A 21,368-nucleotide genomic window follows, 5' to 3' on the forward strand; every position below is an offset into this window, starting at 1 on the left:
AAATATGTATAATAAAGTTATCTTGATTGGACGTTTAACGTCTACACCAGAATTGCATAAAACCAACAATGACAAGTCAGTAGCGCGTGCAACTATCGCTGTGAATCGTCGATACAAAGACCAAAATGGCGAACGTGAAGCTGATTTTGTCAATATGGTCCTATGGGGCAGACTAGCAGAAACTTTGGCAAGCTACGCAACCAAAGGTAGTCTTATTTCCGTTGATGGGGAATTGCGTACCCGTCGTTTTGAGAAAAATGGTCAAATGAATTATGTGACCGAAGTCCTCGTCACAGGATTCCAACTCTTGGAAAGTCGTGCCCAACGTGCTATGCGAGAAAATAACGCTGGGCAGGATTTGGCAGATTTGGTTTTGGAAGAGGAAGAATTGCCATTTTAAACATTGAAAAGTCTGAGTTGCTCTCAGGCTTTTTTATACTGTCTAAATGTGTTACAATGAACTAGTTGAAACTTTTTGGAGGTTGGAATGAGTAGAGAATATACAAGAACAATCGTCAAAATTATATTTTGTACAGTAGTCGTATTTGTTTTTGCGATTTATACTCATGTGAGTCAGACAGATCCTATTCCGGGACAAATAAAAGTTGGAGCGACTTATATGACGATGAATAGTGAATTTTATAGACATTTACATAATGAGATTCAACGCTATTCTGATTCAGAAGGTCAGATATTGTATACTCGGGATGCAGAGATGAGTGAAGAAAAACAGAGTAAACAAATTGATGAGTTTATAGAGAAGCGAGTGAATGTTATTGTTATTAATCCGGTTAAGAGTGATAGCGAGCAAATTGTAGAAGCGTTAAGTAGGGCAAAGAATTTTGGAATTAGAGTTATAGCAGTAGATAGTCAGTTGAATAATATAAAAGTTGATACGAGCATAGTTTCTGATAATTACCATGCTGGGATATTAATTGCCAAGGATTTGATGAAACGTACCTCAAATGCTCATATTCTTTTGTTAACGCACAAAGATGCTTTATCAGCTAATCAGAGAATAACTGGTTTTTTGGATACAATAAAATCAGAAGAACATTATCAAATTATCTCAGAAAGAGAAACGGTTGGTCAAACAGAGTATGCTATGACTACTGTAGGTGATGCGTTATCTGGAGGTTTACAATTTGATGCTATAGTGGCTTTAAATGATAGAGCAGCTATAGGAGCTTTAGCAGCAATTAAAGAATTGAAAGTAACTTCAAAAAAACTTATTTACGGAATAGATGGTTCACCAGATATGAAGCATTTATTAGCTACAACAGATGAAGGTACGGGAACGGTTGCTCAATTTCCATCTCATATGGGTAGAAAAGTATCGGAAACAATAGATTTATTAGTAAAAAAAGAAGAAGTTGAAGAATTATATACTATACCTGTACAATTTGTTGATAAAAATAATATAATTCAGTTTGATATTAATGGGTGGCAGTAATGAAACAGGTAAAAGGTGTCCAGTACTCTATAATTTTGCTTTTGTTAATTAATTTTCTAACCATTATATACAATGGAGCTTTGTATATACAGATTACAAACTATGTAATTTCAAAGGGACAGATGATACTCTTATTGGGAGAATTAAACAATATTTCAAAATCACCTGACCAGATTTTTTGGTATTCAATTATTTTTTTTGTCGGTATTATTTTTATATCTACCTATAAAATGTATTCAACTGAGAAAAAGTGGCCAATTTTTTCAAAATGGAATTTGTTTGAAATAGTATTAATGATCGGTGTTATATGGTCACAAAATCTGTCATACAATGGAATAATATTATTAGTTTTTGCTGATATATTCTATAGTTCAAGAGAGTTTCAAGACTCTGATAGTAAACGTTCTTGGATTATTTTTATTTTCTTGAGTTTTTTAATATTACTTTTAACCGACTATGAAATATTGTCTCTATTTATAAAAGTTCCATCTCTAGCTACCTATATCCAATTTTATCCATCTTCCATACGAGGTATAGTGTTATTTTTAGAAAATGCATTGACATCATTAAATGTTATTATTTTCATCATCTCTTTATTGTCTTATATCCTATACGTGATTAAAGAACATCATAATATTGAGGAAGAGCTTAAAATGTTATCTAGAGTCAACACTGAATTGAATCATTACATATCGTTATCAGAGAAAATCGCTGAAGATCGAGAAAGGAAAAGAATTGCTCGGGAAATTCATGATACTTTAGGTCATGCGTTGACAGGAATTTCAGCAGGGATTGATGCTGTTTCTGTATTAATTGATGTTCATCCTATCCGTGCTAAAGAACAGTTGAAAAATGTTTCAAATGCAGTTAGAGAGGGGATAAAAGATGTTAGGGGATCATTACAGAGACTGAGACCAGGAGCTTTGCAAAATAATGGTTTAAAAGATGCTCTAATATTAATGATTAGTGAGTATGAGTCTCTATCAAAACTCTCTGTCGATCTAAAATATGAATGGGGGAATATTGATTTAGATGTTATGCAGGAAGATACTATTTTTAGGATTATACAAGAATCTATGACAAATTCTGTTCGTCACGGACATGCTAGTAAAATGAGCATTCACTTTATGAGTGAGGATAACAACATAATAGTTTTGCAAGATAATGGAATAGGTTTTGACGACTTACAAATTGGGTATGGCTTGAAACAAATGAGAGAGCGAGTTTCTATTTTAGGTGGTTCTATTCATTTTGAAAATAGGGAAGGATTTTACACTAAAATAATTTTTCCAAAAATAGGAGGTGAAGTATATGATAAAGGTAATGATTGCAGATGATCAGGCGTTAATTAGAGAGTCCTTGCAGATTATTTTATCAGTATATGCTGATATTGATGTTGTATCTGTTGTTGGTGATGGTATCGAAGCTATGGATAACATTATGGCTGTAAAACCGGATATAATTTTAATGGATATTAGAATGCCCAGAATGGACGGAGTATTGGCTACAAAAGAAATCAAAAAACGTTTTCCAAATATAAAAATTATAATCTTAACAACATTTGATGACGACGAATTCATTTTTAGTGCTTTAAAATATGGTGCATCTGGCTATTTATTAAAAGGAGTTTCAACAGACGAGTTATATCAAGCCATTCAGACAGTGTATAAAGGTGGAGCTATGATTAATCCTAATATAGCCAGTAAGGTATTTCAATTGTTCTCGCAGATGGCACAGACCAATTTTTCTATTACTGTGAAGGAAGAGAATATTGAAAATATATCACTGACAGAATGGAAAATTATTCAGCAAGTGGCATTTGGAGAATCAAATAAGGAAATTGCCAGTAATCTTTTTTTATCCGAGGGAACAGTGCGCAATTACCTTTCTATCATTCTTTCAAAACTAAATTTGAGAGATAGGACACAGTTAGCCATATGGGCTGTACAAACAGGTGTGACACAAAAGAATTTTTCGAAGGAAATTGATAAATGAAAGTAAAGCAATTGTTTCTAGCGATACTGTTTGTGCTAAGTTGTTTGAGTTTATTCCTTATTTGGGAAAACAAGCAGATAAAGATTATTAGACTGGGTTTTTATTCTGATTCTAGTTGGGGAATTCCTACAGGGAATAACAGCTATGTACTAGATGAGGCTATTAAGAAATTTGAAGAGCTTCATCCAGGAGTTAGGATTGTATATGATTCAGGTATTCCCAAGGAGGAGTATTCTAATTGGATTTCAAGTCAAATTTTAAAAGGTTCTGAACCAGATGTCTTTCTATTATCAAGCGACCAATTATCTTTATTTGCATCAAAAGGTATTTTAAAAAACCTAAATTCCTATCTGTCTCAAGAAGATGCCTCTAATTTCTATGATGTATCTTTGCAGGCAGCAAAATACGGAGATGATTTATACGGTCTTCCATATGAAAGCAATCCCATGTTGATGTGTGTAAATCAAGATTTACTTTTAAAAGAGGGGATTGAAATTCCTAAAGTAGGGTGGACACAGAAAGATCTCTATGAGATTAGTAAAAAAGTTACAAAAGATACCGATGGAGATGGAATCGTTGATCAATTTGGGATAACAGGATATAGTTGGAAAGAATCTCTAGCAGCCTTTGGAGTTACTATTTCTGAGAGTGGGATTCCTCGTATAGATTCGTCAGAAATGAAGGATGCTTTATCCTATATAAGGGGATTGAATCAATTAAACGGACGCTACAAAGTAACCTATAAAGATTTTGATGAAGGACATGTGGCCTTTTATCCAATGAGTTTGGCACAATATCGTACATATAAACCTTTTCCTTATCATGTGGCCAAATATACAAATTTTAACTGGACATGTATTTCGTTGCCAACGACTAAGGAAGACATTCGTTCGACTGTAACAGATACTTCCTTATACGTGGTTTCTTCGCGTGCTCGCAATTCAAACCTTGCCGTATCGTTTATAGAATTTTTAACAATTAATCGTGAAATTCAACAAAATTTATTTAATAAGGGTCAAGGAAGCTCAGTATTACCAGAGGTAGTAACTAGTTTGAAAAGTGAAGAGTTGATGAAGAAAGGAATGATTGGTCAAAATGCCTTAACGACTACTTCACTGGATTATATAATGAAAAATTCAATTACAACTATTTCAAAAGGGATAGATTCAAAATCATTAGTTGGAACAGAAGAAAGATTAGAAGCATTATCTATGGATGAAAATAACACGGATATTGAAGGTAGTCTTATTAAGTTACAAAAAGAACTAGATATAGGAACCCTTAAATAGATATCAAGATTATTACTCTTAAATAATACGAACATGGCAGATGTCTTTATTGACATTTGTCATTTTTTTATTGACATTTATCAATAAACTTTTGTGACATTTAACAATTATAAAGTGAAGATAAGGATGATAGAATAAAATCAATAAAAGGAGGGAAATATGAAGTATTTGATATTAGTCAGTCATGGAGGGCTCGCAGAGGGATTGAAATCATCTCTTTCTATGTTTGCTTCGGATAAGGTAGATGATGTCATAGCGATTGGCTTAAAAGATGGAGAAAGTCTTGCAGGTTTTTCTGTAGAGGTCAAGAATGTTATTGCGTCTCTGGATGAAAATGATTCGGTTCTTGTTTTAGCAGATATTGTTGGGGGAAGTCCTTTAACAACTGTTGCAACAGTATTAGAAGAATTTGGAAAATTAGAGAATGCAACTATTTTGGGAGGTATGAACTTAACAATGGCACTTACAGCAGTGGTGATGAAAGACATTCTGACCGGAAGTGAACTTGTTTCTACGATATTAAACGAATCATCCTCAGCTCTACAGGAATTTGAAGTCGGATCGGATGATAATCTTAATGAAGAAGACGATATTTAGTTATATAAGGAAAGGGATAAAAAATTATGGTAGTAACATTTGTACGAATTGACGATAGAATGATTCATGGACAAACAGTCACTAGATGGGCAAAAGAACATCCATGTGATGGATTAATTGCAGTAAATGATGCTGCTGCATCTAATAAGGTTTTAATTCAGGCATATAAAGGTGCGTCAGATAAAAAAACATTTGTTTGGACAAAGGAAGCGTTTGAAGAAAAATCATCTAAAGTAACAGAATCGGATAGTAGATATTTTTTGATTACTAAGAATCCAATTGATATGAAAGAAATTTTAGTAGACCAGGGCTTTATTCCAGGAGATGTTAAAGAGATTATTGTAGGACCTGCTAACGATAGACCAGGTGCTATCAAGTTGGGAAATAATCAATCAATTACTCAAGAGGAAGCAGTTGCATTAGAAGCAATTGAAAAAGCAGGATATAAAGTTAGATTCCAATTATTATCAGATGTATCTATTGGCTATTGGAGTGATTTTAAATCAAAATTTGGATTTTAATAATGAAATAAGGAGACAAAATGATGGAAATTTCTTGGATTCAAGCAGCTCTTTTAGGATTGTTTGCAAGTTTAGCATCGATGCCAGGTATGGGGGGATCCAGTATTGGTAACTATACTTTGGGGCGTCCATTAGTTGGTGGTTTAATTGTAGGTTTAATATTAGGAGATATAACAACAGGGGTAATCGTTGGTGTGGCTTTACAGGTATTATATATTGCCTTAGTGACACCTGGTGGAACTGTATCGGCCGATGTACGGGCAATTTCTTATATCGGAATTCCGTTATCTATCCTATTTGTTCATGCAAATAATATTTCAGGTGAAGTGGCGATTGCAGCAGCAGCAGCGCCAATTGGAGCCGCGGTTGGAACAATTGGAACTGTTTTATTCTATGGTACAGCTACTATGAACTTGCTTTGGCAACACATTGGATGGAAAGCTGTAGAGAAAGGTGATTTTAAGAAGTTATATGCTGTTGATTGGGTATATCCTTGGATTTCACATTTTATCTTTTCTTTCTTACCAACAATGATTATTACAAAATTTGGACCAGATATGGTTGATCTTATGAAAGTATATCTTCCGATGGATGGTTTTGTAATGAAGTCTCTATTTACTGTAGGAGCACTCCTTCCATGTGTGGGTATTGCAATACTTTTGAAACAAATTGTTACAAAAACAACAGACTTTATTCCTTTCTTTGTCGGGTTCACGTTAGCAAAATCTTTAGGCTTGAACTTAGTAGCAAGTGGTGTTGTGTCATTAATTTTTGCAGTAATTTATTATGAATTAGAAGTTGTTAAATCTGCCCGTACGACAGCAGTTGTCAGTGATATGGGATTTGATGAAGAGGAGGATATTTAGAATGAGTCGAAAAAAATATCAAGAAAAACATTGACAAAATCATTTCACCACTGGTTCTATGGACATCTGACATGTTTTTCTCAAGAACATATGCAAACTTTTGGATATTTAACTTCTATGCTTCCAATAGTGGAAGAAATGTATGATACTAAGGAAGAACAAAAAGAAGCTATGCAAACATACACAGCATTCTTTAATACTGAGCCGCAGCTGGGTTCTCTAGTAGTTGGGATAACAGCTGGTTTGGAAGAAGCGCGTGCAAATGGAGATGCCGTAGATAGTGAGACCATCAATGGAATGCGAGCCGGTCTAATGGGGCCTATTGCAGGTATTGGAGATTCACTTATTGTAGGAACATTAATTCCTGTTCTTTTGGGGATAGCTCTAGGTCTTTCTAAAGGAGGAAATATTTCTGGTGCAATATTCTATATTATTGCATGGAATCTATTAGTCTATCTTGGAATGCGTTTTGCTTATTTTAAAGGATATGAACTTGGAGATAAAGCAGTAGAATTTTTAGTAGGTCCTAAAGGTCAGGCGCTAAGAAAAGCAATTAGTGTTGTTGGTGGTATGGTCATAGGAGCTGTTGCAGCAACTTGGGTATCTGTCACTACGGCGCTAGAGCTGAAAAATGGAGATGGAGAAACGTTTTTAAACTTACAAGAAAAGATTGATGGTGTTTATCCAGGTCTTTTAACAGCAGGTTTTATTGTTCTATGTTGGTGGCTGATGGCTAAAAAGAAAGTTTCTCCAAATTGGGTGATGCTATTATTGGTAGTTATTGCACTTGTAGGAGTAGCCTTAGGATTTTTCAATCCAGGATTGAAATATTAATAGTATGTAAAAAAGCAACGGTTTATAATCGTTGTTTTTTATATATACGTAATATAAGGATTTAGAGTTTCGGTATTTTTTATAAAAGAATTAACGAAAATACTAATTTCATAAATCATGTTCGTTAAAATTCTACATTATTAAAGTGCAAAATTAGGATAAAGAAATTTATATATTCATCCTCAGAAAGTCAGACTTTTTTCTTGACTATTTCTGACCAAGTGATACAATAGAACTATGATTTAGCACTCAGGTCTAAAGAGTGCTAATACTATCTATCTCATTATGGAGGAAATCAGATGTTGAAACCATTAGGAGACCGTGTTGTCTTAAAAGTAGAAGAAAAAGAACAAACTGTTGGAGGCTTTGTCCTTGCAGGTTCAGCCCAAGAAAAAACAAAAACAGCCCAAGTTGTAGCTACTGGACAAGGTGTTCGTACCTTGAACGGTGACTTGGTGGCTCCAAGTGTCAAGGTTGGAGACCGTGTCTTAGTTGAAGCTCACGCAGGTCTTGATGTCAAAGATGGCGATGAAAAGTACATCATCGTAGGCGAAGCGAACATCTTGGCAATCACTGAAGAATAGAAGGAGAAAGTAAGTATGTCAAAAGAAATTAAATTTTCATCAGATGCCCGTTCAGCTATGGTCCGTGGTGTCGATATCCTTGCAGACACTGTTAAAGTAACCTTGGGACCAAAAGGTCGTAATGTCGTTCTTGAAAAATCATTCGGTTCACCACTCATCACCAATGACGGTGTAACTATTGCCAAAGAAATCGAATTGGAAGACCATTTTGAAAATATGGGTGCCAAATTGGTCTCAGAAGTAGCTTCAAAAACCAACGATATCGCAGGTGACGGAACGACAACTGCAACAGTCTTGACCCAAGCAATTGTCCGCGAAGGAATCAAAAACGTCACAGCAGGTGCCAATCCAATCGGAATTCGTCGTGGGATTGAAACAGCAGTTACAGCAGCAGTAGAAGCTTTGAAAAACAACGCCATCCCTGTTGCCAACAAAGAAGCTATCGCTCAGGTTGCAGCCGTATCTTCTCGTTCTGAAAAAGTTGGTGAGTACATCTCTGAAGCCATGGAAAAAGTTGGTAAAGATGGTGTTATCACAATCGAAGAGTCACGTGGTATGGAAACAGAGCTTGAAGTTGTGGAAGGAATGCAGTTCGACCGTGGTTATCTTTCACAGTACATGGTGACAGATAGCGAAAAAATGGTAGCTGACCTTGAAAATCCATACATTTTGATTACCGATAAGAAGATTTCAAATATCCAAGAAATCTTGCCACTCCTAGAAAGTATTCTCCAAAGCAATCGTCCACTCTTGATTATTGCGGATGATGTAGATGGTGAGGCTCTTCCAACTCTTGTTTTGAACAAGATTCGTGGAACCTTCAACGTAGTAGCAGTTAAGGCACCTGGTTTTGGTGACCGTCGCAAAGCCATGCTTGAAGACATTGCCATCTTAACAGGCGGAACAGTTATCACAGAAGACCTTGGTCTTGAGTTGAAAGATGCGACAATTGAAGCACTTGGTCAAGCAGTGAGAGTAACTGTTGATAAAGATAGCACTGTTATCGTAGAAGGTGCTGGAAATCCTGAAGCGATTTCTCACCGTGTTGCAGTTATCAAGTCTCAAATCGAAACCACAACTTCTGAATTTGACCGTGAAAAATTGCAAGAACGCTTGGCGAAATTGTCAGGTGGTGTAGCAGTCATCAAGGTCGGAGCTGCAACTGAAACTGAGTTGAAAGAAATGAAACTCCGCATTGAAGATGCCCTCAACGCTACTCGTGCAGCCGTGGAAGAAGGAATTGTTGCTGGTGGTGGGACAGCTCTTGTCAATGTCATTCCAGCTGTTGCTGCCTTGGAATTGACAGGAGACGAAGCAACGGGCCGCAATATTGTTCTCCGTGCTTTGGAAGAACCTGTTCGTCAAATCGCCCACAATGCAGGATTTGAAGGTTCAATCGTTATCGATCGTTTGAAAAATGCTGAGCTTGGTACAGGCTTCAACGCAGCAACTGGCGAGTGGGTTAACATGATTGATCAAGGTATCATTGATCCAGTTAAAGTGAGTCGTTCAGCTCTACAGAATGCAGCATCTGTAGCCAGCTTGATTTTGACAACAGAAGCAGTCGTAGCCAATAAACCAGAACCAGCAGCCCCAGCTCCAGCAATGGATCCAAGCATGATGGGTGGCATGATGTAAGCTTTCTATAGAAAACAACTTATAAAAAACATAAAAGGAGGGAATGCCTATTCCTCCTTTTTATGCTATTCACTTCTAAATAGATTTGAGCTCTCCTAACTTATATGATAAAATAAGATTAGAAAAAGGAGAAGAACATGATCGATGTAGAAGAAATTCTGAGCAAGATGAACTCCAATCAGAAGATTAATTATGACCGTGTCATGCAGAAAATGGTACAAGTATGGGAGAAAAATGAGCAACGTCCAACTATTCTCATGCATGTTTGCTGTGCCCCTTGCAGTACCTATACCCTCGAATATTTGACTAAGTATGCAGATGTGACTATCTATTTTGTTAATTCCAATATCCATCCCAAGGCAGAATACCATAAGCGGGCTTACGTCACCCAAAAATTTGTCAGTGATTTCAATGAGCGAACTGGCAATAACGTTCAATACCTAGAAGCTCCTTATGAACCTAACGAATATCGTAAACTGGTTCGAGGTTTGGAAGAAGAGCCTGAAGGTGGCGATCGTTGTAAGGTTTGCTTTGACTACCGACTGGATAAGACAGCGCAAGTGGCTATGGATTTGGGCTTTGACTACTTTGGCTCAGCCTTGACCATCAGTCCTCATAAGAATTCTCAAACCATCAACAGCATCGGAATTGATGTGCAAAAGATTTACACCACCCACTATCTTCCCAGCGATTTCAAGAAAAATCAAGGCTACAAACGTTCAGTAGAGATGTGTGAAGAGTATGACATTTATCGTCAATGTTATTGTGGATGTGTCTATGCAGCACAGGCTCAGAATATTGACCTTGTTCAGGTTAAGAAAGATGCTACAGCTTTCTTGCTGGATAAGGATGTTGAAAAAGACTATTCCCACATCAAATTTACTGTTACGAAATTAGATATATAAGGATAAGCCCAGCTGCAAAGCTGGGTTTCTATACTCTTCGAAAATCAAATGCAAACCGCATCAACGTCGCCTTGCCGTATATATATGTGACTGACTTCGTCAGTCTTATCTACAACCTCAAAACAGTGTTTTGAGCAACCTGCGGCTAGTTTTCTAGTTTGCTCTTTGATTTTCATTGAGTATTAAAATAAAAAACCAGGGATTTCACCCTAGTTTGACAACTTTACCGATTCTTTAGTTCTACATAGCGCTTGTACCAAATGTTTACATAGGCTTCTGAGAAAGGACCACGTCCATTGTTAATCCAATCAACAAGAATTTTGACATGTTCTTTTAAAATATAGTCCAAATCATCAGAATAATTCATTTTGCGTTTGTGACGCTCATACTCCTCAACGTCCAAGAGACGTTTTTCCCCATCTGTAAAAATTTTAACATCCAAATCGTAATCAATATACTTCAGTGCTTCTTCATCCAGATAGTAGGGGCTGGCCATATTGCAATAGTAGGAAGTTCCATTATCACGAATCATGGCAATGATATTAAACCAATATTTCTTATGAAAGTAAACAATAGCCGGTTCTCGAGTGACCCAACGACGACCATCACTTTCGGTAACAAGTGTATGATCGTTGACACCAATAATGGCGTTTTCTGTTGTTTTTAGTACCATGGTGTCCCGCCAAGTTCGGTGGAGACTCCCATCATGCTTATAACTTTGAATTGTAATAAAGTCGCCTTCTTTTGGAAGCTTCATAACTAACCAACTTTCTACAATTTATAAGTTTATCATTTACTATTGTACCATAAAATTACCTAAAATCTGTGAATTTTACATGAAAATATTAAAGATATTCTCTGAGAGCGCTTGCTATATCCGAAAAATCGTAGCCTTTTCGTGCTAAAACTTGGGTTAAACGCTGTTTAAGTTCGTATCCTTCATATTTTCGGGCATACTTGGCATATTGCTTATCAAGTTCCTTGAAGATGAGTTCCTGAGTCGTTTCTTCGTCGACTTGACTATCCAACTGGTCAAAGGCAATTTTAGCATCAGAGTAGGAAAACCCCTTGTTGGTCAAGTTCTGTATAATCTTATCTTGCAAGGCACGAGCTGGAAGTTTTCCTTCATATTTTTTCAACAGTTTATTAGCTACACGTTGAGCAACTTCCGAAAAATCAAATTCTTTCAAGTTCTCTTCTATAGTAGATTTTGAAATCCCTTTTTGAGCTAGTTTCTGAGTCAGTACATAAGGCCCCTTGTCTCCTGAAAGTTGATTGGCATTGATGATAGCATAAGCGTACTGGCCATCATTAGTCCACTTCTCTTCTTTAAGAGCAGCAATGATTTGAGAAACTATTTTTGCATCAATATCGTATTTTTTTAGATATTCTCTGACCTCTTTTTCAGTACGTGCTTTAAATGATAAATGGTAGAGAGCCAGATTCTTACCATAAGAAAATTGAGCAAAGTCCTGAATCTCTTTCAATTCCTCTTCGCTTATCACCTTATCTCTCGATAACATAAAACGAACAATTGTATCTTCGGTGATATAGCATTTGTCGCCATTATCAAGCTCCATCAGATAGAGTCTTTTTTTCTTTTCAAGTTTTGTGATTTTCATAGTTCCCTTTCATCTAAATGCTTCGAAAGCTGCAACAAGTCGGAGTTTATCCATATCTACATATTCTCTACCGTAATAGTCGAGAAATAATTCAGTATACGTAGCATCTTGTAGGTTGTAATGAAGGGACCAAATTGCCCAAAAGAGGTCGATATGTCGGTCACTAAAACCAGCCAATCCCAAGTCAATAAAGCAAGAAAAATGCGAGGCATCCTTCAAGATGAAATTTGGCAGGCAGGCATCTCCATGAATTAAAGCATCAGCTTTGAGAATGTAATCTTTCTCTTGTATCAGTTGGTAAGCTTCTTCACGACTGTGAATATGAAATTGAGGTAGAAGAGTCTTGTTATAAAAAGCCCCCTTCTGATAGTTTTTTAAGGCTTTTTCTTTATAACGCTTCAGATGATTTTCCGACGGAAAAGATTGTGGTTTAAGACTGTGAAGTTCGTTTAATGCTTGAGCCAGGGTTTGACAGAGTTTTTCGGGTTGATTTAAAAAATCGAGAGCGTTTCTGCCAATGGCTTCTTTGGTCAGAAGGAAATCCTTTTTTGCTGATAAATAGGTAATCACTGGAGTTCCCAATCCTTCAGTTTCGAACCAACTTGCAATCTTAGCTTCTTGATCTAATCTGCCTTTTTGATCTAATTTTAAATAGTAACCTGAATCTATATATAGGACAGTTGCACTTGAATGAGAAGAACTATCAGAGAGATTAGCTCCCTTGATATAGCTTCGTAATTGTTCAGGGAAATCTAGTATACTAAAGCGAGGTGTTTTTGAATTCATGCTTTTATTGTAACATATTCTTAAATATCTTAGAAACTCCATGGTATAATAGACCTATGAATCTAAAAATAAAACAAAAAATACCATTAAAAATCAAGCGCATGGGAATTAATGGTGAAGGAATTGGCTTTTATCAAAAAACTTTAGTCTTTGTACCTGGAGCTCTCAAAGGTGAAGATATCTATTGTCAGATTACTTCTATTAAACGCAATTTTGTTGAGGCAAAATTACTGAAGGTCAACAAGAAGTCTAAATTTCGAGTTGTGCCAGCTTGTACTATTTACAATGAGTGCGGAGGCTGCCAAATCATGCACCTGCATTATGATAAGCAACTGGAGTTCAAGACGGACTTGCTTTATCAAGCGCTGAAAAAATTTGCTCCTACAGGATATGAAAACTATGAAATTCGTCCGACAATTGGTATGCAGGAACCAAAATATTACCGTGCTAAGTTACAATTTCAGACTCGAAAATTTAAGAATCAGGTCAAGGCGGGCTTATATGCACAAAATTCTCACTATTTAGTAGAGTTGAAAGACTGCCTGGTACAAGACAAGGAAACCCAAGTGATTGCTAATCGTCTAGCGGAATTACTTACTTTTCACCAAATTCCAATCACGGATGAGAGAAAAGTTCTAGGTGTTAGAACTATAATGGTTCGACGAGCAAGAAAGACTGGACAGGTTCAGATTATTATTGTTACAAATCGTCAGCTTAATTTTACCCAACTAGTGAAAGACTTAGTTAAAGATTTTCCAGAAGTTGTGACAGTAGCTGTGAATACAAATACAGCTAAAACCAGTGAGATTTATGGTGAAAAGACAGAGATTATCTGGGGACAAGAGAGTATTCAAGAAGGTGTACTCGATTATGAATTTTTACTATCTCCTCGAGCTTTCTATCAACTAAATCCTGAACAAACAGAAGTTCTTTATAACGAGGCAGTAAAAGCCTTGGATGTAAATAAAGAAGACCATTTGATTGACGCTTATTGTGGAGTTGGAACGATTGGTTTTGCCTTTGCAAAGAAAGTTAAAACACTTAGAGGTATGGATATTATTCCAGAAGCTATTGAAGATGCTAAGCGAAATGCTAAAAGAATGGGATTTGACAATACTCATTATGAAGCTGGAACGGCAGAAGAGATTATTCCTCGTTGGTACAAGGAAGGATACCGAGCAGATGCTTTGATTGTGGATCCACCACGTACAGGTCTGGATGACAAGTTATTAGATACAATTCTTACCTATGTACCAGAAAAAATGGTCTATATTTCTTGCAATGTTTCAACTTTGGCAAGGGATTTGGTAAGGTTAGTAGAAGTCTACGATATCCATTATATTCAGTCGGTCGATATGTTCCCACATACCGCTCGAACTGAGGCTGTTGTAAAATTAATTAAAAAATTTTAAAAAAGGTGTTGACAAAGTTTAAAAAGCCTGTATAATAGTAAGAGTTGAAAATAACACCTCTGGTCCGTTGGTCAAGGGGTTAAGACACCGCCTTTTCACGGCGGTAACACGGGTTCGAATCCCGTACGGACTATGGTATGTTGCGGTAGGAACACTTGATGAAAAAAGTTTTAAAAAAGTTTCAAAAAAGTGTTGACAAGCGAAAGCGACTGTGATATACTAATATAGTTGTCGCTTGAGAGAAGCGAGTGACAAAGACCTTTGAAAACTGAACAAGACGAACCAATGTGCAGGGCACTACAACTAAGGTTGTAGTACTGAACAATGAAAAAAACAATAAATCTGTCAGTGACAGAAATGAGTGAGAACTCAAACTTTTTAATGAGAGTTTGATCCTGGCTCAGGACGAACGCTGGCGGCGTGCCTAATACATGCAAGTAGAACGCTGAAGGAGGAGCTTGCTTCTCTGGATGAGTTGCGAACGGGTGAGTAACGCGTAGGTAACCTGCCTGGTAGCGGGGGATAACTATTGGAAACGATAGCTAATACCGCATAAGAGTAGATGTTGCATGACATTTGCTTAAAAGGTGCAAATGCATCACTACCAGATGGACCTGCGTTGTATTAGCTAGTTGGTGGGGTAACGGCTCACCAAGGCGACGATACATAGCCGACCTGAGAGGGTGATCGGCCACACTGGGACTGAGACACGGCCCAGACTCCTACGGGAGGCAGCAGTAGGGAATCTTCGGCAATGGACGGAAGTCTGACCGAGCAACGCCGCGTGAGTGAAGAAGGTTTTCGGATCGTAAAGCTCTGTTGTAAGAGAAGAACGAGTGTGAGAGTGGAAAGTTCACACTGTGACGGTATCTTACCAGAAAGGGACGGCTAACTACGTGCCAGCAGCCGCGGTAATACGTAGGTCCCGAGCGTTGTCCGGATTTATTGGGCGTAAAGCGAGCGCAGGCGGTTAGATAAGTCTGAAGTTAAAGGCTGTGGCTTAACCATAGTACGCTTTGGAAACTGTTTAACTTGAGTGCAAGAGGGGAGAGTGGAATTCCATGTGTAGCGGTGAAATGCGTAGATATATGGAGGAACACCGGTGGCGAAAGCGGCTCTCTGGCTTGTAACTGACGCTGAGGCTCGAAAGCGTGGGGAGCAAACAGGATTAGATACCCTGGTAGTCCACGCCGTAAACGATGAGTGCTAGGTGTTAGACCCTTTCCGGGGTTTAGTGCCGTAGCTAACGCATTAAGCACTCCGCCTGGGGAGTACGACCGCAAGGTTGAAACTCAAAGGAATTGACGGGGGCCCGCACAAGCGGTGGAGCATGTGGTTTAATTCGAAGCAACGCGAAGAACCTTACCAGGTCTTGACATCCCTCTGACCGCTCTAGAGATAGAGCTTTCCTTCGGGACAGAGGTGACAGGTGGTGCATGGTTGTCGTCAGCTCGTGTCGTGAGATGTTGGGTTAAGTCCCGCAACGAGCGCAACCCCTATTGTTAGTTGCCATCATTCAGTTGGGCACTCTAGCGAGACTGCCGGTAATAAACCGGAGGAAGGTGGGGATGACGTCAAATCATCATGCCCCTTATGACCTGGGCTACACACGTGCTACAATGGCTGGTACAACGAGTCGCAAGCCGGTGACGGCAAGCTAATCTCTTAAAGCCAGTCTCAGTTCGGATTGTAGGCTGCAACTCGCCTACATGAAGTCGGAATCGCTAGTAATCGCGGATCAGCACGCCGCGGTGAATACGTTCCCGGGCCTTGTACACACCGCCCGTCACACCACGAGAGTTTGTAACACCCGAAGTCGGTGAGGTAACCGTAAGGAGCCAGCCGCCTAAGGTGGGATAGATGATTGGGGTGAAGTCGTAACAAGGTAGCCGTATCGGAAGGTGCGGCTGGATCACCTCCTTTCTAAGGATAAGGAACTGCGCATTGGTCTTGTTTAGTCTTGAGAGGTCTTGTGGGGCCTTAGCTCAGCTGGGAGAGCGCCTGCTTTGCACGCAGGAGGTCAGCGGTTCGATCCCGCTAGGCTCCATTGGTGAGAGATCACCAAGTAATGCACATTGAAAATTGAATATCTATATCAAATAGTAACAAGAAAATAAACCGAAAACGCTGTAGTATTAATAAGAGTTTATGACTGAAAGGTCAGAAAATAAGGTTAAGTTAATAAGGGCGCACGGTGGATGCCTTGGCACTAGGAGCCGAAGAAGGACGTGACAAACGACGATATGCCTTGGGTAGCTGTAAGTAAGCGATGATCCAGGGATTTCCGAATGGGGGAACCCAACAGGTACTACCTGTTACCCGCATCTGTTAAGGATGTGAGGAGGAAGACGCAGTGAACTGAAACATCTAAGTAGCTGCAGGAAGAGAAAGCAAAAGCGATTGCCTTAGTAGCGGCGAGCGAAACGGCAGGAGGGCAAACCGAAGAGTTTACTCTTCGGGGTTGTAGGACTGCAATGTGGACTCAAAGATTATAGAAGAATGATTTGGGAAGATCAGCCAAAGAGAGTAATAGCCTCGTATTTAAAATAGTCTTTGTACCTAGCAGTATCCTGAGTACGGCGGGACACGTGAAATCCCGTCGGAATCTGGGAGGACCATCTCCCAACCCTAAATACTCCCTAGTGACCGATAGTGAACCAGTACCGTGAGGGAAAGGTGAAAAGCACCCCGGGAGGGGAGTGAAATAGAACCTGAAACCGTGTGCCTACAACAAGTTCGAGCCCGTTAATGGGTGAGAGCGTGCCTTTTGTAGAATGAACCGGCGAGTTACGTTATGATGCGAGGTTAAGTTGAAGAGACGGAGCCGTAGGGAAACCGAGTCTGAATAGGGCGAATTAGTATCATGACGTAGACCCGAAACCATGTGACCTACCCATGAGCAGGTTGAAGGTGCGGTAAGACGCACTGGAGGACCGAACCAGGGCACGTTGAAAAGTGCTTGGATGACTTGTGGGTAGCGGAGAAATTCCAAACGAACTTGGAGATAGCTGGTTCTCTCCGAAATAGCTTTAGGGCTAGCGTCGACATAAAGATTCTTGGAGGTAGAGCACTGTTTGGGTGAGGGGTCCATCCCGGATTACCAATCTCAGATAAACTCCGAATGCCAATGAATTATGGTCGGCAGTCAGACTGCGAGTGCTAAGATCCGTAGTCGAAAGGGAAACAGCCCAGACCACCAGCTAAGGTCCCAAAATAATTGTTAAGTGGAAAAGGATGTGGGGTTGCACAGACAACTAGGATGTTAGCTTAGAAGCAGCTATTCATTCAAAGAGTGCGTAATAGCTCACTAGTCGAGTGACCCTGCGCCGAAAATGTACCGGGGCTAAAACAATTTACCGAAGCTGTGGATACCTTTATAGGTATGGTAGGAGAGCGTTCTATGTGTGAAGAAGGTGTACCGTGAGGAGTGCTGGAACGCATAGAAGTGAGAATGCCGGTATGAGTAGCGAAAGACAGGTGAGAATCCTGTCCACCGTAAGACTAAGGTTTCCAGGGGAAGGCTCGTCCGCCCTGGGTTAGTCGGGACCTAAGGAGAGACCGAAAGGTGTATCCGATGGACAACAGGTTGATATTCCTGTACTAGAGTATGTAGTGATGGAGGGACGCAGTAGGCTAACTAAAGCAGACGATTGGAAGTGTCTGTCTAAGCAGTGAGGTGTGAATTGAGTTAAATGCTTAGTTCTATAACATTGAGCTGTGATGGGGAGCGAAGTTTAGTAGCGAAGTTAGTGACGTCACACTGCCAAGAAAAGCTTCTAGCGTTTAAACATACTCTACCCGTACCGCAAACCGACACAGGTAGTCGAGGCGAGTAGCCTCAGGTGAGCGAGAGAACTCTCGTTAAGGAACTCGGCAAAATGACCCCGTAACTTCGGGAGAAGGGGTGCTGACTTTAAGTCAGCCGCAGTGAATAGGCCCAAGCAACTGTTTATCAAAAACACAGCTCTCTGCTAAATCGTAAGATGATGTATAGGGGGTGACGCCTGCCCGGTGCTGGAAGGTTAAGAGGAGTGCTTAGCGTAAGCGAAGGTATGAATTGAAGCCCCAGTAAACGGCGGCCGTAACTATAACGGTCCTAAGGTAGCGAAATTCCTTGTCGGGTAAGTTCCGACCCGCACGAAAGGCGTAATGATTTGGGCACTGTCTCAACGAGAGACTCGGTGAAATTTTAGTACCTGTGAAGATGCAGGTTACCCGCGACAGGACGGAAAGACCCCATGGAGCTTTACTGCAGTTTGATATTGAGTGTCTGTACCACATGTACAGGATAGGTAGGAGTCTATGAGATCGGGACGCCAGTTTCGAAGGAGACGTTGTTGGGATACTACCCTTGTGTTATGGCCACTCTAACCCAGATAGGTGATCCCTATCGGAGACAGTGTCTGACGGGCAGTTTGACTGGGGCGGTCGCCTCCTAAAAGGTAACGGAGGCGCCCAAAGGTTCCCTCAGAATGGTTGGAAATCATTCGCAGAGTGTAAAGGTATAAGGGAGCTTGACTGCGAGAGCTACAACTCGAGCAGGGACGAAAGTCGGGCTTAGTGATCCGGTGGTTCCGTATGGAAGGGCCATCGCTCAACGGATAAAAGCTACCCTGGGGATAACAGGCTTATCTCCCCCAAGAGTTCACATCGACGGGGAGGTTTGGCACCTCGATGTCGGCTCGTCGCATCCTGGGGCTGTAGTCGGTCCCAAGGGTTGGGCTGTTCGCCCATTAAAGCGGCACGCGAGCTGGGTTCAGAACGTCGTGAGACAGTTCGGTCCCTATCCGTCGCGGGCGTAGGAAATTTGAGAGGATCTGCTCCTAGTACGAGAGGACCAGAGTGGACTTACCGCTGGTGTACCAGTTGTCTTGCCAAAGGCATCGCTGGGTAGCTATGTAGGGAAGGGATAAACGCTGAAAGCATCTAAGTGTGAAACCCACCTCAAGATGAGATTTCCCATGATTATATATCAGTAAGAGCCCTGAGAGATGATCAGGTAGATAGGTTAGAAGTGGAAGTGTGGCGACACATGTAGCGGACTAATACTAATAGCTCGAGGACTTATCCAAAGTAACTGAGAATACGAAAGCGAGAGGTTTTCTTGGTTTGAATAGATATTCAATTTTGAGTAGGTATTACTCAGAGTTAAGTGACGATAGCCTAGGAGATACACCTGTACCCATGCCGAACACAGAAGTTAAGCCCTAGAACGCCGGAAGTAGTTGGGGGTTGCCCCCTGTGAGATATGGAAGTCGCTTAGCTCTAGGGAGTTTAGCTCAGCTGGGAGAGCATCTGCCTTACAAGCAGAGGGTCAGCGGTTCGATCCCGTTAACTCCCAAAGGTCCCGTAGTGTAGCGGTTATCACGTCGCCCTGTCACGGCGAAGATCGCGGGTTCGATTCCCGTCGGGACCGTTAGAATAACGGAAGTTATTTTAGACTCGTTAGCTCAGTTGGTAGAGCAATTGACTTTTAATCAATGGGTCACTGGTTCGAGCCCAGTACGGGTCATATCTGCGGGTTTGGCGGAATTGGCAGACGCACCAGATTTAGGATCTGGCGCTTAACGGCGTGGGGGTTCAAGTCCCTTAACCCGCATTAAGATATAATAAATGAGCCGGCTTAGCTCAGTTGGTAGAGCATCTGATTTGTAATCAGAGGGTCGCGTGTTCAAGTCATGTAGCCGGCATTTTTAGATAGAAGAAAACAGTGCGAACGTAGTTCAGTGGTAGAACACCACCTTGCCAAGGTGGGGGTCGCGGGTTCGAATCCCGTCGTTCGCTTAGAGAGGCCGGGGTGGCGGAACTGGCAGACGCACAGGACTTAAAATCCTGCGATTGGTAACGATCGTACCGGTTCGATTCCGGTCCTCGGCATAATATAATGAGCACCCTTAGCTCAACTGGATAGAGTACCTGACTACGAATCAGGCGGTTAGAGGTTCGACTCCTCTAGGGTGCATTTTTCTTTTTAACTCGGGAAGTAGCTCAGCTTGGTAGAGTACTTGGTTTGGGACCAAGGTGTCGCAGGTTCGAATCCTGTCTTCCCGATTCATGGCGGTGTAGCTCAGCTGGCTAGAGCGTCCGGTTCATACCCGGGAGGTCGGGGGTTCGATCCCCTTCGCCGCTATAAAGATCTTGTTGGACCTTTAGCTCAGCTGGTTAGAGCTCTCGGCTCATAACCGAGTGGTCGTAGGTTCAAGTCCTACAAGGTCCATTTGAATATTGGAGGATTACCCAAGTCCGGCTGAAGGGAACGGTCTTGAAAACCGTCAGGCGTGTAAAAGCGTGCGTGGGTTCGAATCCCACATCCTCCTTTTTATTAACGCGGGATGGAGCAGCTCGGTAGCTCGTCGGGCTCATAACCCGAAGGTCGTAGGTTCAAATCCTGCTCCCGCAATAAGGCTCGGTAGCTCAGTTGGTAGAGCAATGGATTGAAGCTCCATGTGTCGGCGGTTCGATTCCGTCTCGCGCCATTTTTACTTATAGTATGTATGCGGGTGTAGTTTAGTGGTAAAACTACAGCCTTCCAAGCTGTTGTCGCGAGTTCGATTCTCGTCACCCGCTTTGAACTTTGTTCAAATTACCAAGTTTTTTAACTTGGGCGCGTAGCTCAGGTGGTTAGAGCGCACGCCTGATAAGCGTGAGGTCGGTGGTTCGAGTCCACTCGTGCCCATTAATTGGAGAATTACTCAAGAGGCTGAAGAGGACGGTTTGCTAAATCGTTAGGTCGGGTAACTGGCGCAAGGGTTCGAATCCCTTATTCTCCGTTTTAATGAGAGTTTGTAACTCTCTTTTTTACTTTTAGAAACAATAAAACTTCAGATCTGTAAAACTTAATTGAATTACTAATCTGAAGTTATTTT

Annotated in this window: 16 protein-coding genes, 19 tRNA genes and 3 rRNA genes; 35 read left to right on the forward strand and 3 right to left on the reverse strand. The window is 40.5% G+C overall.

The window, feature by feature from the left end; translation table 11 throughout:
• Positions 1-4 precede the first annotated feature (4 nt).
• From SP4011_RS01915 to SP4011_RS01970, 12 genes are all read left to right on the forward strand, one after another.
• Positions 5-400 (forward strand): single-stranded DNA-binding protein, encoded by a 396-nt coding sequence (locus SP4011_RS01915; protein ID WP_000282442.1) that lies wholly within the window; start codon positions 5-7, stop codon positions 398-400.
• An 87-nt stretch (positions 401-487) separates the two neighbouring features.
• A complete protein-coding gene (locus SP4011_RS01920; RefSeq protein ID WP_338619622.1) occupies positions 488-1,453 on the forward strand; it encodes a substrate-binding domain-containing protein in 966 nt (321 codons plus the stop codon).
• Positions 1,453-2,790, forward strand: coding sequence for a sensor histidine kinase (locus SP4011_RS01925; RefSeq protein ID WP_261030302.1), 1,338 nt, complete (start codon positions 1,453-1,455; stop codon positions 2,788-2,790). Before SP4011_RS01920 ends, SP4011_RS01925 begins: the two co-directional genes overlap by 1 nt.
• The gene (locus SP4011_RS01930) at positions 2,765-3,448 is read left to right on the forward strand and encodes a response regulator transcription factor (protein WP_078237995.1); all 684 of its coding nucleotides are present in this window, start codon (positions 2,765-2,767) and stop codon (positions 3,446-3,448) included. Before SP4011_RS01925 ends, SP4011_RS01930 begins: the two co-directional genes overlap by 26 nt.
• The gene (locus tag SP4011_RS01935; RefSeq protein ID WP_338619625.1) at positions 3,445-4,737 is read left to right on the forward strand and encodes an ABC transporter substrate-binding protein; all 1,293 of its coding nucleotides are present in this window, start codon (positions 3,445-3,447) and stop codon (positions 4,735-4,737) included. The genes SP4011_RS01930 and SP4011_RS01935 overlap by 4 nt, the downstream gene beginning before the upstream one ends.
• Before the next feature lie 159 nt (positions 4,738-4,896).
• Positions 4,897-5,334, forward strand: a complete 438-nt coding sequence (locus tag SP4011_RS01940; protein WP_020903145.1) for a PTS sugar transporter subunit IIA — start codon at positions 4,897-4,899, stop codon at positions 5,332-5,334.
• A 26-nt stretch (positions 5,335-5,360) separates the two neighbouring features.
• Positions 5,361-5,855: a PTS sugar transporter subunit IIB gene (locus SP4011_RS01945; RefSeq protein ID WP_338619626.1), complete on the forward strand. Its 495-nt coding sequence runs from the start codon at positions 5,361-5,363 to the stop codon at positions 5,853-5,855.
• Between the two features lie 23 nt (positions 5,856-5,878).
• Positions 5,879-6,721, forward strand: coding sequence for a PTS sugar transporter subunit IIC (locus SP4011_RS01950; RefSeq protein WP_164226865.1), 843 nt, complete (start codon positions 5,879-5,881; stop codon positions 6,719-6,721).
• A gap of 30 nt (positions 6,722-6,751) precedes the next feature.
• Positions 6,752-7,555, forward strand: coding sequence for a PTS system mannose/fructose/sorbose family transporter subunit IID (locus SP4011_RS01955; RefSeq protein ID WP_261039132.1), 804 nt, complete (start codon positions 6,752-6,754; stop codon positions 7,553-7,555).
• A 299-nt stretch (positions 7,556-7,854) separates the two neighbouring features.
• Positions 7,855-8,139, forward strand: coding sequence for a co-chaperone GroES (gene groES / locus SP4011_RS01960; protein WP_338619629.1), 285 nt, complete (start codon positions 7,855-7,857; stop codon positions 8,137-8,139).
• Between the two features lie 15 nt (positions 8,140-8,154).
• Positions 8,155-9,777 carry a chaperonin GroEL gene (gene groL, locus SP4011_RS01965; RefSeq protein ID WP_338619631.1) on the forward strand — a complete coding sequence of 541 codons (1,623 nt, stop codon included), beginning with the start codon at positions 8,155-8,157 and terminating at the stop codon, positions 9,775-9,777.
• Positions 9,778-9,914: 137 nt separating this feature from the next.
• Positions 9,915-10,682, forward strand: coding sequence for an epoxyqueuosine reductase QueH (locus SP4011_RS01970; protein WP_338619632.1), 768 nt, complete (start codon positions 9,915-9,917; stop codon positions 10,680-10,682).
• A gap of 223 nt (positions 10,683-10,905) precedes the next feature.
• Here SP4011_RS01970 and SP4011_RS01975 read toward each other — a convergent pair whose 3' ends face one another.
• The 3 genes from SP4011_RS01975 to SP4011_RS01985 form a co-directional block, all read right to left on the reverse strand.
• On the reverse strand, positions 10,906-11,439 hold the full coding sequence (locus SP4011_RS01975) for a DUF402 domain-containing protein (RefSeq protein WP_000775321.1): 534 nt from the start codon (positions 11,437-11,439) through the stop codon (positions 10,906-10,908).
• Positions 11,440-11,527: 88 nt separating this feature from the next.
• Positions 11,528-12,304 carry a recombination regulator RecX gene (gene recX / locus SP4011_RS01980; RefSeq protein ID WP_173234923.1) on the reverse strand — a complete coding sequence of 259 codons (777 nt, stop codon included), beginning with the start codon at positions 12,302-12,304 and terminating at the stop codon, positions 11,528-11,530.
• 9 nt (positions 12,305-12,313) lie between these two features.
• On the reverse strand, positions 12,314-13,090 hold the full coding sequence (locus tag SP4011_RS01985; protein ID WP_338620386.1) for a phosphotransferase: 777 nt from the start codon (positions 13,088-13,090) through the stop codon (positions 12,314-12,316).
• Positions 13,091-13,146: 56 nt separating this feature from the next.
• Here SP4011_RS01985 and rlmD point away from each other — a divergent pair, with 56 nt between their 5' ends.
• The 23 genes from rlmD to SP4011_RS02100 all read left to right on the forward strand — a co-directional run bounded on the left by rlmD (position 13,147) and on the right by SP4011_RS02100 (position 21,272).
• Positions 13,147-14,502 carry a 23S rRNA (uracil(1939)-C(5))-methyltransferase RlmD gene (gene rlmD, locus SP4011_RS01990; protein ID WP_338619644.1) on the forward strand — a complete coding sequence of 452 codons (1,356 nt, stop codon included), beginning with the start codon at positions 13,147-13,149 and terminating at the stop codon, positions 14,500-14,502.
• 61 nt (positions 14,503-14,563) lie between these two features.
• A tRNA-Glu gene (locus SP4011_RS01995) sits at positions 14,564-14,635 on the forward strand.
• Positions 14,636-14,879: 244 nt separating this feature from the next.
• A 16S ribosomal RNA gene (locus tag SP4011_RS02000) occupies positions 14,880-16,425 on the forward strand.
• A 51-nt stretch (positions 16,426-16,476) separates the two neighbouring features.
• A tRNA-Ala gene (locus SP4011_RS02005) sits at positions 16,477-16,549 on the forward strand.
• A 124-nt stretch (positions 16,550-16,673) separates the two neighbouring features.
• A 23S ribosomal RNA gene (locus tag SP4011_RS02010) occupies positions 16,674-19,574 on the forward strand.
• Between the two features lie 76 nt (positions 19,575-19,650).
• A 5S ribosomal RNA gene (rrf, locus tag SP4011_RS02015) occupies positions 19,651-19,766 on the forward strand.
• The 16S, 23S and 5S rRNA genes sit together here with 19 tRNA genes alongside, the layout of an rRNA operon.
• A 4-nt stretch (positions 19,767-19,770) precedes the next feature.
• Positions 19,771-19,843, forward strand: a tRNA-Val gene (locus SP4011_RS02020).
• A gap of 2 nt (positions 19,844-19,845) precedes the next feature.
• Positions 19,846-19,918: transfer RNA gene (locus tag SP4011_RS02025), tRNA-Asp, on the forward strand.
• Positions 19,919-19,941: 23 nt separating this feature from the next.
• Positions 19,942-20,014 (forward strand) — tRNA-Lys (locus SP4011_RS02030).
• A 5-nt stretch (positions 20,015-20,019) separates the two neighbouring features.
• Positions 20,020-20,101, forward strand: a tRNA-Leu gene (locus SP4011_RS02035).
• A gap of 18 nt (positions 20,102-20,119) precedes the next feature.
• Positions 20,120-20,192, forward strand: a tRNA-Thr gene (locus SP4011_RS02040).
• Between the two features lie 22 nt (positions 20,193-20,214).
• Positions 20,215-20,286 (forward strand) — tRNA-Gly (locus tag SP4011_RS02045).
• Between the two features lie 7 nt (positions 20,287-20,293).
• Positions 20,294-20,379 (forward strand) — tRNA-Leu (locus tag SP4011_RS02050).
• An 11-nt stretch (positions 20,380-20,390) separates the two neighbouring features.
• Positions 20,391-20,464, forward strand: a tRNA-Arg gene (locus tag SP4011_RS02055).
• 15 nt (positions 20,465-20,479) lie between these two features.
• Positions 20,480-20,553, forward strand: a tRNA-Pro gene (locus SP4011_RS02060).
• Positions 20,554-20,558: 5 nt separating this feature from the next.
• A tRNA-Met gene (locus SP4011_RS02065) sits at positions 20,559-20,632 on the forward strand.
• Between the two features lie 13 nt (positions 20,633-20,645).
• Positions 20,646-20,719 (forward strand) — tRNA-Ile (locus SP4011_RS02070).
• A gap of 10 nt (positions 20,720-20,729) precedes the next feature.
• Positions 20,730-20,819 (forward strand) — tRNA-Ser (locus tag SP4011_RS02075).
• Positions 20,820-20,828: 9 nt separating this feature from the next.
• Positions 20,829-20,902: transfer RNA gene (locus tag SP4011_RS02080), tRNA-Met, on the forward strand.
• 3 nt (positions 20,903-20,905) lie between these two features.
• Positions 20,906-20,978: transfer RNA gene (locus tag SP4011_RS02085), tRNA-Phe, on the forward strand.
• 20 nt (positions 20,979-20,998) lie between these two features.
• Positions 20,999-21,069: transfer RNA gene (locus SP4011_RS02090), tRNA-Gly, on the forward strand.
• A gap of 35 nt (positions 21,070-21,104) precedes the next feature.
• Positions 21,105-21,178, forward strand: a tRNA-Ile gene (locus SP4011_RS02095).
• 6 nt (positions 21,179-21,184) lie between these two features.
• Positions 21,185-21,272: transfer RNA gene (locus tag SP4011_RS02100), tRNA-Ser, on the forward strand.
• Positions 21,273-21,368: the final 96 nt, after the last annotated feature.

The organism is Streptococcus parapneumoniae (assembly GCF_037076355.1).
In the GTDB taxonomy this organism is placed as follows: Bacteria; Bacillota; Bacilli; order Lactobacillales; family Streptococcaceae; genus Streptococcus; species Streptococcus parapneumoniae.